The 14,253-nt window shown below is 63.0% G+C and carries 16 protein-coding genes; 5 read left to right on the top strand and 11 right to left on the bottom strand.

What is annotated here, in order from left to right; translation table 11 throughout:
- Position 1 precedes the first annotated feature (1 nt).
- On the bottom strand, positions 2-1,099 hold the full coding sequence (locus tag AC3CCE_RS11585; protein WP_023671710.1) for a zinc-binding metallopeptidase family protein: 1,098 nt from the start codon (positions 1,097-1,099) through the stop codon (positions 2-4).
- A gap of 293 nt (positions 1,100-1,392) precedes the next feature.
- On the opposite strand from AC3CCE_RS11585, the gene AC3CCE_RS11580 reads away from it, so the two are divergent.
- A complete protein-coding gene (locus AC3CCE_RS11580) occupies positions 1,393-2,190 on the top strand; it encodes a lytic murein transglycosylase (RefSeq protein WP_023671711.1) in 798 nt (265 codons plus the stop codon).
- A 100-nt stretch (positions 2,191-2,290) separates the two neighbouring features.
- On the opposite strand, the gene AC3CCE_RS11575 is transcribed toward AC3CCE_RS11580, so the two are convergent.
- From AC3CCE_RS11575 to AC3CCE_RS11565, 3 genes are all read right to left on the bottom strand, one after another.
- The gene (locus tag AC3CCE_RS11575) at positions 2,291-2,599 is read right to left on the bottom strand and encodes a hypothetical protein (RefSeq protein WP_352627275.1); all 309 of its coding nucleotides are present in this window, start codon (positions 2,597-2,599) and stop codon (positions 2,291-2,293) included.
- 185 nt (positions 2,600-2,784) lie between these two features.
- Entirely contained in the window at positions 2,785-3,207 is a 423-nt protein-coding gene (locus AC3CCE_RS11570; protein ID WP_023834707.1) for a hypothetical protein, read from the bottom strand.
- A gap of 139 nt (positions 3,208-3,346) precedes the next feature.
- Positions 3,347-4,579: an argininosuccinate synthase gene (locus tag AC3CCE_RS11565; protein WP_352627289.1), complete on the bottom strand. Its 1,233-nt coding sequence runs from the start codon at positions 4,577-4,579 to the stop codon at positions 3,347-3,349.
- A gap of 187 nt (positions 4,580-4,766) precedes the next feature.
- On the opposite strand from AC3CCE_RS11565, the gene AC3CCE_RS11560 reads away from it, so the two are divergent.
- A complete protein-coding gene (locus AC3CCE_RS11560; RefSeq protein ID WP_023694540.1) occupies positions 4,767-5,408 on the top strand; it encodes a LysE family translocator in 642 nt (213 codons plus the stop codon).
- On the opposite strand, the gene AC3CCE_RS11555 is transcribed toward AC3CCE_RS11560, so the two are convergent.
- The 5 genes from AC3CCE_RS11555 to AC3CCE_RS11535 all read right to left on the bottom strand — a co-directional run bounded on the left by AC3CCE_RS11555 (position 5,380) and on the right by AC3CCE_RS11535 (position 8,783).
- Positions 5,380-5,847 (bottom strand): hypothetical protein, encoded by a 468-nt coding sequence (locus AC3CCE_RS11555; RefSeq protein ID WP_352627278.1) that lies wholly within the window; start codon positions 5,845-5,847, stop codon positions 5,380-5,382. The two genes, AC3CCE_RS11560 and AC3CCE_RS11555, sit on opposite strands and share 29 nt — an antisense overlap.
- A complete protein-coding gene (rlmN, locus tag AC3CCE_RS11550) occupies positions 5,844-7,076 on the bottom strand; it encodes a dual-specificity RNA methyltransferase RlmN (protein ID WP_023828747.1) in 1,233 nt (410 codons plus the stop codon). The genes AC3CCE_RS11555 and rlmN overlap by 4 nt, the downstream gene beginning before the upstream one ends.
- Positions 7,077-7,186: 110 nt before the next feature.
- Positions 7,187-7,690, bottom strand: coding sequence for an invasion associated locus B family protein (locus AC3CCE_RS11545; RefSeq protein ID WP_023671718.1), 504 nt, complete (start codon positions 7,688-7,690; stop codon positions 7,187-7,189).
- 314 nt (positions 7,691-8,004) lie between these two features.
- Positions 8,005-8,367 carry a YkvA family protein gene (locus AC3CCE_RS11540; protein WP_023671719.1) on the bottom strand — a complete coding sequence of 121 codons (363 nt, stop codon included), beginning with the start codon at positions 8,365-8,367 and terminating at the stop codon, positions 8,005-8,007.
- Between the two features lie 119 nt (positions 8,368-8,486).
- On the bottom strand, positions 8,487-8,783 hold the full coding sequence (locus AC3CCE_RS11535; protein WP_023738023.1) for a 4a-hydroxytetrahydrobiopterin dehydratase: 297 nt from the start codon (positions 8,781-8,783) through the stop codon (positions 8,487-8,489).
- A gap of 104 nt (positions 8,784-8,887) precedes the next feature.
- Here AC3CCE_RS11535 and AC3CCE_RS11530 point away from each other — a divergent pair, with 104 nt between their 5' ends.
- On the top strand, positions 8,888-9,415 hold the full coding sequence (locus AC3CCE_RS11530) for a low molecular weight protein-tyrosine-phosphatase (protein WP_023702599.1): 528 nt from the start codon (positions 8,888-8,890) through the stop codon (positions 9,413-9,415).
- Here the strand turns inward: AC3CCE_RS11530 and thpR are convergent.
- Positions 9,319-9,915, bottom strand: a complete 597-nt coding sequence (thpR, locus tag AC3CCE_RS11525; protein WP_023671722.1) for an RNA 2',3'-cyclic phosphodiesterase — start codon at positions 9,913-9,915, stop codon at positions 9,319-9,321. The two genes, AC3CCE_RS11530 and thpR, sit on opposite strands and share 97 nt — an antisense overlap.
- A 273-nt stretch (positions 9,916-10,188) precedes the next feature.
- Positions 10,189-10,851 (bottom strand): arylesterase, encoded by a 663-nt coding sequence (locus AC3CCE_RS11520; RefSeq protein ID WP_488377138.1) that lies wholly within the window; start codon positions 10,849-10,851, stop codon positions 10,189-10,191.
- An 86-nt stretch (positions 10,852-10,937) separates the two neighbouring features.
- Between AC3CCE_RS11520 and AC3CCE_RS11515 the strand changes: the two genes are divergently transcribed.
- Entirely contained in the window at positions 10,938-11,639 is a 702-nt protein-coding gene (locus AC3CCE_RS11515) for an ABC transporter ATP-binding protein (protein ID WP_023683841.1), read from the top strand.
- Positions 11,639-14,188: an ABC transporter permease gene (locus tag AC3CCE_RS11510; protein ID WP_352627282.1), complete on the top strand. Its 2,550-nt coding sequence runs from the start codon at positions 11,639-11,641 to the stop codon at positions 14,186-14,188. The genes AC3CCE_RS11515 and AC3CCE_RS11510 overlap by 1 nt, the downstream gene beginning before the upstream one ends.
- Positions 14,189-14,253: the final 65 nt, after the last annotated feature.

Below are 14,253 nucleotides of genomic sequence, written 5' to 3'. Positions count from 1 at the left end.
GCTAAAATACCGACGCCAGCTCACGATTTGTTCCGGTTTCTTTCGGCAAACCGGTCAAAAGCTCATGCACGAAGCTGAGTTTCTGCGCCGTCACGTCCGAAATGACGAAGGGATAAAGGTCGGGCAGGCCCATGCAGCGGTTGATCGAGTTGGAGGCTTCCGAGAGTACCAGCCAGCGGGCGAGAATCTTTTCGAACGGCTCGGGCACGGCGTCAGGTTCCGCGGGCGCCGCCTGCAACCGGCCGCCGGTGTCGCCTTGCGGCAGCACATTGGTCTCCATCGTCTCAAGCTGGCCGAGTGGAAAATTCAGCGCGTGCACCATCTCCAGCGTGTCGGTGATGTGGAGATGGTGCGCCCAGGTCTCGGCCCAGTCTTCCCATGGATGCGACGTCGCATAGGCGGAGATGTGGTTCTGCTGCCAGTCGGGCGCAGCGCCATTGGCGTAATAGGCCTTCAGCGCCTGCTCGTAGTCGGGGCGTTCGTCGCCGAACAGCGCCCGGAAGGCATCGAGCCGTTGCGGCTCGTCGCGGATCAGCCGGTCCCAGTAGTAATGGCCAAGCTCATGACGGAAATGACCGAGCAGCGTGCGGTAATTTTCGCCCATCTCGACGCGACGCCGCTCGCGCTCGGCCGAGTCCGCCTCGGCGACGTTGAGCGTGATCAGGCCGTTGTCGTGGCCGGTAAGGATGCGTTCGCCGCCGGGACCGCCGCCGATCGGATCGGCAATGAAGTCGAAGGCGAGGCCGATTTCGTCGCCGTGCTTGTGCTTGGGCACGACCGGAAGGCCGAAGGCGAGCAGCGAATAGACGGCGCGCTTCTTGGCCGCCTCGACGCGAATCCAGCGGCGGCGGTTGCCGTCGACGGAGAGGTCGGGGATCAGCTGGTTCAGCACGCAGGCGCGGCAGTAGGTATGACCCGGTTCGGCCATCCAGTTGCAGGCGCATTCATCCGCATTGGTGCAGTGGAAGATGCCGTCGACGTCAGACAAGGCAAAGCGCGCATGCTCGGGATCGTAAAGCACGAGACTCCCGCAATTCAGGCACTGCGCATTCTCGAAGTAGAGGCGGTGGCCGCAATGCGGGCAGTCGAACAGTTTCATGTCGATCTCGATGCGTCAGGCGTTGGCGTATGGCGTCAGAGGAGGAATATGGTGCGGAGCGGCGCCTCGCCCAAACGCCCGCCACGGGCCGCCGTTCCATGCCCCCGTCACCTCTTTTTACCCGAGCAGCGAATTCGCCTGCCCGGCACCGGGCGTTTCGGCCACAATAAGCACTTGATCGTAAGCAAATTCCGCTGCATTGGCCAGGGTAGCGCCGGGGGTACGGTGACAATGGCGCGTTTCGCTGGCAAGTTCGCAACCGGGACGTGATTCAGGCAATCAGGAGAAAAAGCATGGCATTGCTTGCCAAGGGAAAGATTATTGCTGCCGCGGTGGTCGCGGTACTTGCGCTGGCGACGGGCGCGCAGGCGGCGGCCAGCTGCGGCAAGACCGGCGCGGGCTTCGAGGCGTGGAAGCAGGACTTTGCCGCGCAGGCCAGGTCCGAAGGTGTCGGCGGGAAGGGTCTGGCTGCTCTGGCCGGTGCCAGCTACGCGACAAAGACAATCTCCGTCGACCGCGCCATCCACAAGGCGTTCAGCGGTTCGGTGGACGCCTTCATGAAGCGTCGTGGCGGAGCTGCGATCATTTCCAGGGGCCGTGCGCTGAAGAAGTCGAATGCAGCGATGTTCGACAGGATCGAGAGCAATTACGGGGTGTCGCCGGGCGTGTTGCTGGCCATCTGGGGCATGGAAACCGGCTTCGGAGCCTCCCTGGGCAACCAGAACACGGTCTCCGCCATTCTGACGCTTGCCTATGATTGCCGTCGCCCGGGCTTCTTTTACCCGCATGCCATTGCGGCGCTGAAGCTGGTCGATCGCGGCGCGCTGAGCGCCTCGTCGGTCGGCGCTGCGCATGGCGAGATCGGCCATACGCAGTTCCTGCCCGGCAATGTCCTGAAGTATGGCGTCGGCAACGGAAATCTGCGCGACAAGGCGACGGCCTTGGCTTCGACGGCCAACTTTCTCAAGGCTCATGGCTGGCGGGCGGGTGCGAGCGCAAGTGCGAATATGGGGGCCATCGCCGGCTGGAATTCCGCCAGCGTCTACCAGCAGGCCATCGCCCAGATCGCCGACGCGATCGACGGCGGCTGATAGAAATATCCAGATCGAAGAACGGAAAGCCCGGCCATGCGCCGGGCTTTTCTGCAAGGACTGGAGCTTTTGGCGTTCAAACCGTTCAGCAGCCGAGCGGCTACCCGCCTTTTATGACCTTCCAGATGTCCGTGGACTGGTCGAACTGGAGGCGGTTTATGTCGGAGAAGGTCAGCCGGCCGGTCTTCATGGCATCGACAAGGCGGCGGCACAGCAGTGGCGGCATGCGCTCCAGGGAAACGCCCATAAAAGCGGCGATCTCGTGTTTGGCCGATATATTCGATATGGCCACCTTGCTGACGCAGCGATCGAATGCCGCCTCGGAATCCTGTCTCACTTGCTCCTGCCCAGTCTGGCAACCGGCCAGCATGACGACCATTGCAGGCAGGGCCACAAACCACGGCTTCATTGTCAGCTGCCCCCATCGATTGTGAGGAGGCTAGATAAGGGCCCGAAAAGATCAAGCAGGAAAAGCACTGAGTTCTTTGCCGCCGCTCTATTTCTTTGTTTTTACGCAGTTACGGACGAAGTCGGGCATGCTCTTTCTCGAATTGCTCGATCGTTGGCGCAAATGCCGGCTGAGCGACTGGGCTCTCAATAATGTGCGTAGCCGCTCAACGGGCACTTCTGGGAAATAGGAACCTCGAAGGCGCCTTCAGTACCTTTGCAGCTCCGGAATTTGGAGTTGCGCAGCACCGGCGCGGCCCTGGCAGCCGCCTTTGACTTGCCCTTGATGACCAGCCATATCTCGGTCGGCAGGTCTAGCTGCACTCTGTTCAAATCGGAGTAGCTGATCCCCCCGCTGCGTACGCCTTCGGTGATACGCTGGCAGAACAGGGCCGGCATGCGCTCCTGCGAGACGCCCATGAAAGAGGCGATTTCGTGCTTGAACGTGATGCTCCACAAATGGACTGCGGAGATGCACCCGTCCTGCTCGCGTTTCGCGGCCGCCTGCGAGGACTGGCATCCGGTAAAGACGATGGCCGCCGCAAGCATGAGAAAAATGGCGTTTTTCACGATCGGAATCCCTCGTCCCGCGAAGGAATTTAGATGAGGCTTTTAAAAGGTCAAACGGAAACCATGTCAGCCAGCTTGGCCTCTTATATTAGAGGTATCAAATAAAAACCCTGTGTGACCGCCGGGTTTTCCTGGAACACTAGTTTGGTTCACCCTTGCGGCTCCTTGCCGCCAGCGTCCTCAGCCGCAGCGCATTGAGGCGGATGAAGCCGGCGGCGTCCTTCTGGTCGTAGGCGCCGCGGTCATCCTCGAAGGTGACCAGCGCGTCGGAATAGAGCGTCTTCTTGGATTTGCGGCCGGTGACCATGACATTGCCCTTGTAGAGTTTCAGGCGCACCGTGCCTTCGACGTCTTCCTGGCTCTTGTCGATCATCGCCTGGAGCATCAGCCGCTCGGGCGAGAACCAGAAGCCGTTGTAGATCAGCTCGGCGTAGCGCGGCATGAACTCGTCCTTGAGGTGGCCGGCGCCGCGGTCGAGCGTGATCGATTCGATGGCGCGGTGGGCGACGATCAGGATGGTGCCGCCGGGGGTCTCGTAGACGCCGCGCGATTTCATGCCGACGAAGCGGTTCTCGACCAGGTCGAGCCGGCCGATGCCATTGTCGCGGCCAAGATCGTTGAGCGCCGTCAGCATCTCGGCCGGCGACAGCTTCTTGCCGTTCAGCGCGATCGGGTCGCCCTTCAAGAATTCGATCTCGATCTCGGTGACCTTGTCCGGCGCGTCCATTGGCGAGACGGTGCGCTGATGGACGAATTCCGGTGGCTCGCTCCACGGGTCTTCCAGAACCTTGCCCTCGGAGGACGAGTGCAGGAGGTTGGCGTCGACCGAGAAGGGTGCTTCGCCGCGCTTGTCCTTGGCCACCGGGATCTGGTGCTGCTCGGCGAAGTTGATCAGGTCGGTGCGCGACTTGAACGACCAGTCCCGCCACGGCGCGATGACTTTGATGTCGGGGTTCAGCGCATAGGCCGACAGCTCGAAACGCACCTGGTCGTTGCCCTTGCCGGTGGCGCCATGCGCAATAGCATCGGCGCCGACCTCCTGGGCGATCTCGACCAGGTGTTTGGAGATCAGCGGCCGGGCGATCGAGGTGCCGAGCAGGTAGGTGCCTTCATAGACGGCATTGGCGCGAAACATCGGGAAGACGAAGTCGGCGACGAATTCCTCGCGCACATCGACGACGCGGATATCCTTGATGCCCATCATCTCGGCCTTCTTGCGCGCCGGCTCCAACTCGCCACCCTGGCCGAGATCGGCGGTGAAGGTGACGACTTCGGCGCCGAGCTCGGTCTGCAGCCATTTCAGGATGATGGAGGTGTCGAGACCGCCGGAATAGGCGAGCACGACCTTCTTGACGTCTTTTGTCTTGGGCATTGCTGGGGACATTTTGGCGGTTCCGCGATGAGTTTCGCGGGCGAGGTATCACGGCATTTCCGGCCAGCGCAAGGGATGAACGGGCTCCGACCGCCGCAGCCGCTGGACCAGATGCCACGCCAGTCAGTTGCTGGCGTGAGCCGGGAGGCTGCGTTATAGACCGACGATCATTCGCCAGGGCCCACCGATGTCCTTCATTCCCGACACCACCACGCTGATCCAGTTCGCCATCGCCACCATGATCCTGGCGATCACGCCGGGGCCGGATATGACGCTGTTCGTCTCGCGCACACTGAGCCAGGGCCGCGCCGCCGGCTTTGCCTCGCTGGCGGGTGCTCTGTTCGGAACGCTGATCCACACAACTTTGGTGGCGGTCGGCATCTCGGCGCTGATCGTCGCCTCGCCAATGGCCTTCCTCGTGCTGAAAACGTTCGGCGCCGCCTATCTGGTGTTCCTGGCCTGGCAGGCAATCACCAAGGGCTCGGCGTTTTCACCGCAGAAGAAGAACGGGCCGCAGATTTCGCTGTTCCGCAGCTGGGCTGCCGGGCTTGGCGTCAATCTGCTCAACCCGAAGATCATCCTGTTCTTCATGACGTTTCTGCCGCAGTTCGTCTCCGCTCACGATCCGAACGCGCCGGGAAAACTGTTCTTCCTCGGCCTCATGTTCATCGTGCTGTCGGTCCCGGTGACAGCGCCGATGGTGTTTGCTGCGGAAAGGTTTTCGGCGGCGATGAAGGCCAGCCCGCGGGTGACGCGGGTGGTAGACTATCTCTTTGCCGGTGTGTTTTCGGCCTTCGCGCTCAAGATCCTGACCGCTCAGGCGAAGTAGCGGCCTGCCACCAGCTTCCGGCCCAGCGGCCGGCGCTTAGCCAGTAGAAGATGCCGCCGACCATGCCGCAGCCGATCACCGCGGCGATGGCGCGCGGTTCGGTGACGTCGAAATCCACGTTCTGGTGGACGAAGCCAAGGAAGGCCGCGGCCACCAAGCCGCCCGCGAGTGCATAGAACAGCCAGTCGCGGCGGCTGAGGACCTCGGAGATCAGGATTGCGACCACCGCCGGTATGAAAGCGAAATAGGCGACAAACAGCGCCACGAACGGGATCGAAAAATACAGCGCCGCGGCCGCCGCTGGGTGCGCATCGTCCGGCATATAACCGACGGAAGCCAGGAACAGCACGTTGAGAAAGGCGCTCGCCGCCAATGAGGCGACGACATAGCCGAACAGGATGACAGCGAAACGGAGGATATAGGCGAAGTGGCGGCTCACGCCTCGCCATGCCCCGCAATCATCATGGCTTCCAGCGCCAGGCGGTCGACCTTGCGCATGCGTTCGGAGTCGGATTTGAGCTGCCCGCAGGCGGCCAGGATGTCGCGGCCGCGCGGCGTGCGGATCGGCGAGGCATAGCCGGCATTGTTGATGTAGTCGGCAAATTTCTCGATCGTCTCCCAGTCCGAGCACTGATAGTTGGTGCCCGGCCACGGGTTGAACGGGATCAGATTGATCTTGGCTGGAATGCCTTTGAGCAGCTTGATCAGCCCCTTGGCGTCCTCGATGGAATCGTTGACGTCCTTCAGCATCACATATTCGAAGGTGATGCGCTTGGCGTTGGACAGGCCGGGATAGGCGCGGCAGGCCTCGATCAGTTCCTTCAGCGGATACTTCTTGTTGATCGGCACAAGCAGGTCGCGCAGATCGTCATTGGTGGCGTGCAGCGAGATCGCCAGCATGACCCCTATCTCCTCGCCGGTGCGGAAGATCTCGGGCACCACGCCGGAGGTCGAGAGCGTAATGCGGCGCTTCGACAGCGACAGTCCGTCGCCGTCGGAGGCAATCAGCAGCGCCTTCTTCACCGCCTCGAAATTGTAGAGCGGCTCGCCCATGCCCATCATGACGACGTTGGAGACTTTTCTGCCCTCGGCAGGGACGATGGCGCCGTCGGGTGTGTCGCGGTCGGGGAAATCGCCGAGCCGGTCGCGGGCGGTGAGCAATTGCGCCAGGATCTCTTCCGCCGTCAAATTGCGCACCAGCTTCTGCGTGCCGGTGTGGCAGAACGAGCAGGTCAGCGTGCAGCCGACCTGCGATGAGATGCATAGCGTGCCGCGGCCTTCTTCGGGGATGTAGACGGTCTCGATCTCGACGGGACGGCCGGCGCCGCGCGGCGGAAAGCGGAACAGCCACTTGCGCGTGCCGTCGGAGGAAATCTGCTCCTCGACGATTTCGGGCCTGGCGACGGTGAAATGCTTGTCCAGTTCGGCGCGCAGATCTTTGGAGATGTTGAACATGCCGGCAAAGTCGGAGACGCCGCGCACATACATCCAGTGCCAGAGCTGTTGGGCGCGCATTTTCGCCTGGCGCTCGGGCACGATGCCGGCACTGATGAGGGCGTCACCGAGCTCGGCCCGCGTCAGGCCGATCAGCGACGGCTTCTCGGGCGTGGCGCGGGCGCGCAACGCATCGCGTGCGCCCTCAGTGGTGAGATCGAAGGAAAGGGTCATATCAGCGCCAATATAAGCGAATTGCGGCCGATTTCATCCATCGTGCCGAAAAGAAGCGCGGCGCATAGCACAGGTTGCGGCGAGAGTCATGCGGCGGGAACCGCGCTAGCCTACTTGCACTTGGCGATCGACGTCAGCGCGGCCGAGATGCCTTTCAGCGAAAACACATAGGTCGTCGGATTGCCGCGGCCAGACTTCGCCGAGACCTTCATGTCGGTGCCGGTTTTCATGGCGGCGATCAGCACCGGCTCTTCGGCGGCGTTCTCGACCCAGGCCGACTTGCCGCGGGTGAACATCGAGAACGTCTTCTTGTCGATGGTGACGGTGGCCTTGGAGCCTTCCTGGAATGTGTAGCCGGCGATGAATTGCGGCTCGTAGGACACTTGCTGGCCCGGCCGCTGGCTGACGAAGAAGAACATGTCGCCGTGATCGAGCGTCGGCGGCTGCTTGTCGGTCGGCACGGTGAGCACATAGCAGACCTTGCCGCCCTGCGCCTGGTAGCTGTAGGTGCCCCAGGCATTGTGCTGGCCGATCTTGGTCGCCTGCTGCGCCAGCGCCGGCGCGGCAAAAGCCACCAGGACCAGGCTCGAGACTAGTGCAATCAATCCGCGCATCGCTTTTCCCGTATTCCAAATGGTGCGGGGCAGGCCGGCTTGGCGTCCTGCCCGTCGCTTCATTTTGATTTAATCTGGGTTACCAAACGGTGAATTTCCCTCGGAAAAGGACATTCACCCATGGAAACCACCGCCATTTCCGCGCCGCTTCTTGAAAAAACGGCTTTCGCAATGTCCCTGCGGCGACTTGGAGGCCACGAAAGCGGCAAGAGTTTGACTTTTCCAACGGCCGCAGCGGAACCCGAAGCCAAGCCGCTATCGTCCTGTTTGAGCGGAGGATTTCTTCTGAACCCAGTTGCCAACGCGACGCCGATTCAGCTCTTGTCGGCGATCGCCTCCTTGGCGGCCTTGCGGTGCGCAGGGGTGATATGGGCGCTTACCGTGGAGATCGCGGCGGTCAGCACGGCGATGTCGTCGGTGAAGCCGAGGCCGAAGACGAAATCGGGTATGACGTCGACCGGCAGCACGAAATAGCCAAGCGCTGCCAGCAATATGCCCTTGGCACGCAAAGGCGTCTTCCTGTCGAGCGCGCAATAATAGCCGGCGACGACCTCTTCCATGAACGGAATCTGCCGGGCGGCCTTCTTGGCCGTGCGCCAGAATTTGGCGCGCACTTCACTCTCGTCGCCGAGCTTGCTGCCGAAGCCGAAGAAATCAAAACCGGGCTGCTGCGCCATCAATCCTCTCCTTGCCGGCCGTCGCGCTACGCGTTGCGCGCGGCCGCCACGGAAAATGTGGTGAAAGTCCCGGTCCACTGCAAGAGGATGGAGCCGATTTGGCGTTGCCGCCCCAGCGTTCAGCCGCCAGCATACCCATTCATCTTCTTGGCCAGCGCGATGTCGAGCGCAGTGACACCACCGGCATCATGGGTGTTGAGCGTCACGTCGACAGTCTTGTAGACGTTCGACCAGTCGGGATGATGGTCCATCTTCTCGGCGGCCAGCGCGACGCGGGTCATGAAGGCGAAGGCTTCGGAAAAATTCTTGAAGTCGAAGCTGCGCTTGATGGAGGCGCCATCGGCTGCCTGCGACCAGCCGGCCAGTTCGGCCAGTGCGCCGGCGATGGCGTCCTTGCTGAGTTTCTCTCTCGTCATGATGATTTCCCGTGCTATCCCAGATATCGACCCTCACCATAATGCAAGTCGCCCAAAAGTCCTTTGCGTTTTGGGCTTCCAAATGCACGAACGGCGCATATCGAATGAGCGTAAAGCCGATAAATTCCATACTCTTCGTCTGCCTCGGCAACATCTGCCGCTCACCCCTGGCCGAAGGCGTGTTTCGCGCCGTGCTGGCGGAACGCGGCCGCGACATGGTGCTGGACGACATCGTGCTGGACTCTGCGGCGACCGGCGGCTGGAACCTCGGCGAAGCGCCCGACCCGCGCTCGATCGCGATTGCGGCCCGCCACGGCCTCGACATATCAGGGCAGCGGGCACGCAAGGTCAGGCCGGAGGATTTTTCGCGCTTCGACCTGATCCTCGGCATGGATCGGCAAAATGTCCGCGACCTCAAGGCGTTGGCGCCGGCCGGTGCGCGGGAACGTATTCATCTCTTGGCAGAGTTTGCGCAGGGCAAAACCCGCGACGTGCCGGATCCCTATTATGACGGGGCCGAAGCGTTCGCTTCGGTCTACCGCATGATCCGCGAAGCGTCGGAGGCGCTGGCGACGAGATTGGTGGCGCGGGCGTCGACGCCGGAGAGCGGCCACGCCTCCTCGACAATGTAGGGACCGCCGCCGACCGAATCGCGCGACGACATCAGCACGAAGCGGCCGACGCGAAACGGTAGCGTCGCAAAATTGCCGCGCGCCGACAGGTACTGGGCGACGTCGAGCGGGCTCGAATTGCGCAAGCGTGCCAGCGTAACATGCGGGGTGAACTTGCGCGGGTCGGCGGGCAGGCCGAGCCGCTGGCAGATGCGGTCGATTTCGCTCTGCAGCGCCGAAAGGTCGGGCGAGGCGAAGACGCCGGCCCAGACGGCGTGCGGCTTCTTCTGGCCGAAAGCGCCAACTCCGGACAGGGTGAGCGAGAAGGATGGGCGGTGCACCCGGTCGAGCGCGTTGGCGATTTCGTCGGCGATATGGCCTTCGACGTCGCCGATGAAGCGCAGCGTCAGATGGTAGTTTTCGACATCGATCCAGCGGGCTCCGGGCAGGCCGCCCCTGAGCAGGGACAGCGAAAGAGCGGCGTCACGGGGTATTTCGAGGGCGGTGAAAAGACGCGGCATGGTGAGCCTCCCTTCCTCGAATCGAACTGTGCCCCTAGCGAATCATCGATAGTCAAACGGGGCAAGTGGTTTGTTGGTTGCAGGCATTTTTACGAACAGGCGCCTCCAAGCGATGAATAAGCACTATTGCCGTGCCGCCTCGGCGCTTGCATTACCCAGATGCTGCATATGCTCTTCGAGCGCAGCATGGATGACTCGGGTCATCGGCAGCCCGGTCTTTTGTTTCAAAGTTCGCGCGAGGCGAACGCCGCGTTATTCTCGTCAGGCCGGCGTTCAACCGCCACCCTCAACTGCCGCAATCGCCTTCTCCACGGCGGGCATGATGCGCTCGACCATCGCTGCGACGCCCTTCGGATTGGGATGCAGGCCATCCTCCAACTGCAGGCCGGACTGCCCGGCGACGCCATCGAGAAAAAACGGATAGAGCGGCACATCGTATTTCGCGGCCAGCTTTGGGTAGATCGCATCGAAGGCGTTCTGGTAGTCGGCGCCGAGATTGGGAGCGGCGCGCATGCCGGCCAAAAGCACCGCGATCTTGCGCGCTTTCAGCTTCGCCAGCATGTCGTCCAGGTTCTTTTCCGTAATGCTGGGCGAGACGCCGCGCAGCATGTCGTTGGCGCCGAGTTCGAGGATAACCAGCCTTGTCCCATCCGGCACCGACCAGTCAAGCCGCGCCAAGCCGCCGCTCGAGGTGTCGCCTGAAACGCCGGCGTTGGCGACGGTGACGTCATGGCCTTTGGCGCGCAGCGCAGCTTGCAATTTGTCGGTAAAGCCATCGCCAGGCCCGAGGCCGAAACCGGCCATCAGGCTGTCGCCGAAGCCGACGATGGTGAACGTCTCGGCGCGCACAGACGAAATGGCGCCGCAAAGGGTGACGAAAAGGACGAGCCCTGCGGCATTCAAGCGTTTGAAAGATATCTTGCGTTTGAAAGACATGTGGCAGGCCCCATATACCCGAGGAATTCTTCCGGCGGCGGCTTCCGGCAAGCAGAGCCTTCATCCTGATATAGGACGCTTTAATTGTGACAGAAGCCGTCATCGAGCTGAAAGACGTATCCCTGACCCTTGGCCAAGGCGCTTCCTCAGTGCATGTGCTGAAACGCGTCAGCCTGGACGTGACGCGCGGCGAGGCGACCGGCATCGTCGGCCCTTCGGGGTCCGGCAAGTCGACCTTGCTGATGGTGCTGGCCGGGCTGGAGCAGGTCGATTCGGGGACGGTGCGGATCGCCGGCGAATTGCTGAACGGCAAAAGCGAGGACGAGGTCGCATCGTTTCGGGGCCGAAACATCGGCATCGTCTTCCAGTCGTTCCATCTCATTCCCAACATGACGGCGCTCGAAAATGTCGCGGTGCCGCTGGAACTGGCCGGCCATGCCGATCCGTTCGGTGTCGCGGCGCGCGAGCTGGCAGCGGTGGGCTTGAGCGACCGCGTCACCCACTATCCGGGCGAGCTGTCCGGCGGCGAACAGCAGCGCGTGGCGATCGCCCGCGCGCTGGCGCCGTCGCCGCGCATTCTCATCGCCGACGAGCCGACCGGCAATCTCGACCAGGCGACGGGGCGGCAGGTTGCCGACCTTTTGTTCGCCAAGGCGGCCGAGCGCGGCATGACCTTGGTGCTGGTCACGCACGATCCGGCCCTTGCGGCGCGCTGCTCGCGCCAGGTGTCGATGCGCTCGGGCCGCATCGAAGATGCGCCGGTAGCGCAGGTCAAGGTGCCGGCCTGATGCCACTGTCGCAGACGCTGAAGCTCGCGTTCCGCTTCTCGCTGCGCGAGATGCGCGGCGGGTTGTCGGGTTTCCTGATCTTCCTTGCCTGCATTGCGCTCGGCGTCGCTGCAATCGGCGGGGTCAATTCGGTGGCGCAGGCGATCACCGCAGGCGTTGCAGACCAGGGCCAGACGCTGCTTGGCGGCGACTTGCGCTTCCAGCTCAACCAGCGCGATGCGACGCCAGCCGAAAGCACCTTCCTCGACCGCCTCGGCACTGTGTCGCACAGCGCCAATATGCGCTCGATGGCGCGGCTGGATGACGGCTCCGACCAGGCGTTGGTTGAGGCCAAGGCCGTCGACGACGCCTATCCGCTCTATGGCGCGCTCGAGACCGCGCCGCAGCTTGGCAGAGAGGATTTGTTCGGCGAGAAATCAGGCGTCTTTGGCGCCGCCGCGCCCGACCTGTTGTTCGACCGGCTGAATGTGGAGATCGGTGACCGGCTGAAGGTCGGCAGCGCGACATTCGAATTGCGGGCCAGGCTGGTGAGCGAACCGGATGCGGTGTCGGACGGTTTCGGCTTCGCGCCGCGGCTGATGGTTTCGATGCAAGGGCTCGCCGCCTCTGGTCTGATCCAGCCAGGCAGCCTGGTCGAGAATGCCTACAAGGTTCGGCTGCCGGCCGGCGCCAGCGAGGCCGATCTCAAGGCCATCCAGGATCGGGCGGCGAGCGATTTCCCCGAAGCCGGCTGGTCGATCCGCACCCGCTCGAACGCCGCGCCGGCGCTGTCCTCCAACATCGAGCGCTTCTCGCAATTCCTGACGCTGGTCGGGCTGACGGCGCTGGTCGTCGGTGGCGTCGGCGTTGCCAATGCGGTGCGCGCCTATCTCGACGGCAAGCGCGGCGTCATCGCCACCTTCAAGAGCCTTGGCGCCTCGGGCGGCTTCGTCTTCACCGTCTATCTCGTGCAGATCCTGATGATCGCCGGCCTCGGCATCGCGCTTGGCCTCATCCTCGGCGCCGCCATGCCGTTTGCTGCCAGCGCTGCGCTCCAGTCGGTCATTCCGGTGCCGGCTAAAGGCGGCTTCTATCCCGGTGCGCTGGCTCTTGCCGCGCTGTTCGGGCTGCTGGTGACGCTTGCCTTCGCGCTGTTGCCGCTCGGCCGCGCCCGCGATGTGCCGGCGACCGCGCTGTTTCGCGAAATGGGTTTTGAGGGCCGCGGCTTTCCACGCCTGCCCTATCTTGCCACGGCGGTCGGCATCGCGCTCGCTTTGGCGGCGCTCGCCATCCTGTTTTCCGGCGACCGGCGCATCGCCTTGATCTTCGTCGGCGCGACGGTCTTTGCCTTTCTGGTGTTGCGCCTGGTCGGTGCGCTGGTGCAGTGGGTGGCGCGCAAAAGCCCGCGTGTGCGCTCGGTCGCGCTTCGGCTCGCCATCGGCAACATCCACCGGCCCGGCGCGCTGACGCCGTCCGTCGTGCTGTCGCTCGGGCTCGGGCTGACGCTTTTGGTGACGCTGGCGCTGATCGACGGCAATCTCAGGCAGCAGATCTCCGGCAGTCTGCCGGAACGGGCGCCGAATTTCTTCTTCGTCGACATCCAGAATAGCGAGGTCGATGCCTTCTCGACATTGATCGGCAAAGAGGCGCCGAAGGGAACGCTGGTCAAGGTGCCGATGCTGCGCGGCCGGGTGATGGCGCTGAACGGCGTTAGTGTCGACAAGGCCAATGTGCCATCGGAAGGCGCCTGGGTGCTGCGCGGCGATCGCGGCCTGACCTACGACGCCAAACAGCCGGCCAATGCGACACTGACCGAAGGCATCTGGTGGTCGGAGAATTACAGCGGCGAACCGCTGGTTTCGTTCTCCAACGATGAAGGCAAGGCGCTCGGCCTGAAGCTTGGCGATACCGTCACCGTCAATGTGCTCGGACGCAATGTGACGGCCAGGATCGCCAATTTCCGAGAGGTGCAATGGGAGACGATGGGCATCAACTTCGTCATGGTGTTCTCGCCCAACACTTTTGCCGGCGCCCCGCATGGCTGGCTGGCGACGCTGACCGAAAAGGATGCCACGGCAGCAGAGGATGCCCGCCTGCTGAACGCCGTCACCCGCGCCTTCCCGGCGGTGACGACAGTTCGGGTCAAGGACGCGCTCGATGTCGTCAACCGGCTGGTCGGCCAGCTCGGCACGGCGATCCGGGTCGCGGCCGGCGTTGCCTTGATCGCTTCGGTGCTGGTGCTTGCCGGCGCGCTCGCCGCGGGAAATCGCGCCCGCATCCACGATGCCGTGGTGCTGAAGACGCTGGGCGCCACGAGGCGAACGCTGATCACGGCGTTTTCGCTGGAATACATGCTGATCGGCCTGGCCACCGCGGTGTTCGCGTTGGCTGCCGGCGGCATCGCCGCCTGGTACATCGTTGCCCGCATCATGACGTTGCCGTCGCATTTCATGCCGGAGGTGGCAGTGGCGACCTTGGTGTTTGCGCTGGTGATCACAGTCGGCATCGGCCTTGCCGGCACCTGGCGGGTGCTCGGGCACAAGGCGGCGCCGGTGCTGCGCGACCTCTAGGCCCCAAACGGCAAGGTTGGCCGAATCTGCCGTTTCCGATTAAATCTTGGTAATGTGCAGTCATG

It is taken from the genome of Mesorhizobium sp. P160187 (genome assembly GCF_057766425.1).
This window is presented reverse-complemented; position numbering and strand designations above follow the sequence as displayed.

Coding starts and splice junctions, on each gene's coding strand:
- AC3CCE_RS11575 (WP_352627275.1), bottom strand. CDS start 2,599: ATGAAGCCGTGGTTTGTGGCCCTGCCTGCAATGGTCGTCATGCTGGCC.
- AC3CCE_RS11535 (WP_023738023.1), bottom strand. CDS start 8,783: ATGACGAGAGAGAAACTCAGCAAGGACGCCATCGCCGGCGCACTGGCC.
- AC3CCE_RS11540 (WP_023671719.1), bottom strand. CDS start 8,367: ATGGCGCAGCAGCCCGGTTTTGATTTCTTCGGCTTCGGCAGCAAGCTC.
- AC3CCE_RS11560 (WP_023694540.1), top strand. CDS start 4,767: ATGTCCTTCATTCCCGACACCACCACGCTGATCCAGTTCGCCATCGCC.
- AC3CCE_RS11530 (WP_023702599.1), top strand. CDS start 8,888: ATGAGCGTAAAGCCGATAAATTCCATACTCTTCGTCTGCCTCGGCAAC.
- AC3CCE_RS11545 (WP_023671718.1), bottom strand. CDS start 7,690: ATGCGCGGATTGATTGCACTAGTCTCGAGCCTGGTCCTGGTGGCTTTT.
- AC3CCE_RS11510 (WP_352627282.1), top strand. CDS start 11,639: ATGCCACTGTCGCAGACGCTGAAGCTCGCGTTCCGCTTCTCGCTGCGC.
- AC3CCE_RS11580 (WP_023671711.1), top strand. CDS start 1,393: ATGGCATTGCTTGCCAAGGGAAAGATTATTGCTGCCGCGGTGGTCGCG.
- thpR (WP_023671722.1), bottom strand. CDS start 9,915: ATGCCGCGTCTTTTCACCGCCCTCGAAATACCCCGTGACGCCGCTCTT.
- rlmN (WP_023828747.1), bottom strand. CDS start 7,076: ATGACCCTTTCCTTCGATCTCACCACTGAGGGCGCACGCGATGCGTTG.
- AC3CCE_RS11565 (WP_352627289.1), bottom strand. CDS start 4,579: ATGCCCAAGACAAAAGACGTCAAGAAGGTCGTGCTCGCCTATTCCGGC.
- AC3CCE_RS11585 (WP_023671710.1), bottom strand. CDS start 1,099: ATGAAACTGTTCGACTGCCCGCATTGCGGCCACCGCCTCTACTTCGAG.
- AC3CCE_RS11520 (WP_488377138.1), bottom strand. CDS start 10,851: ATGTCTTTCAAACGCAAGATATCTTTCAAACGCTTGAATGCCGCAGGG.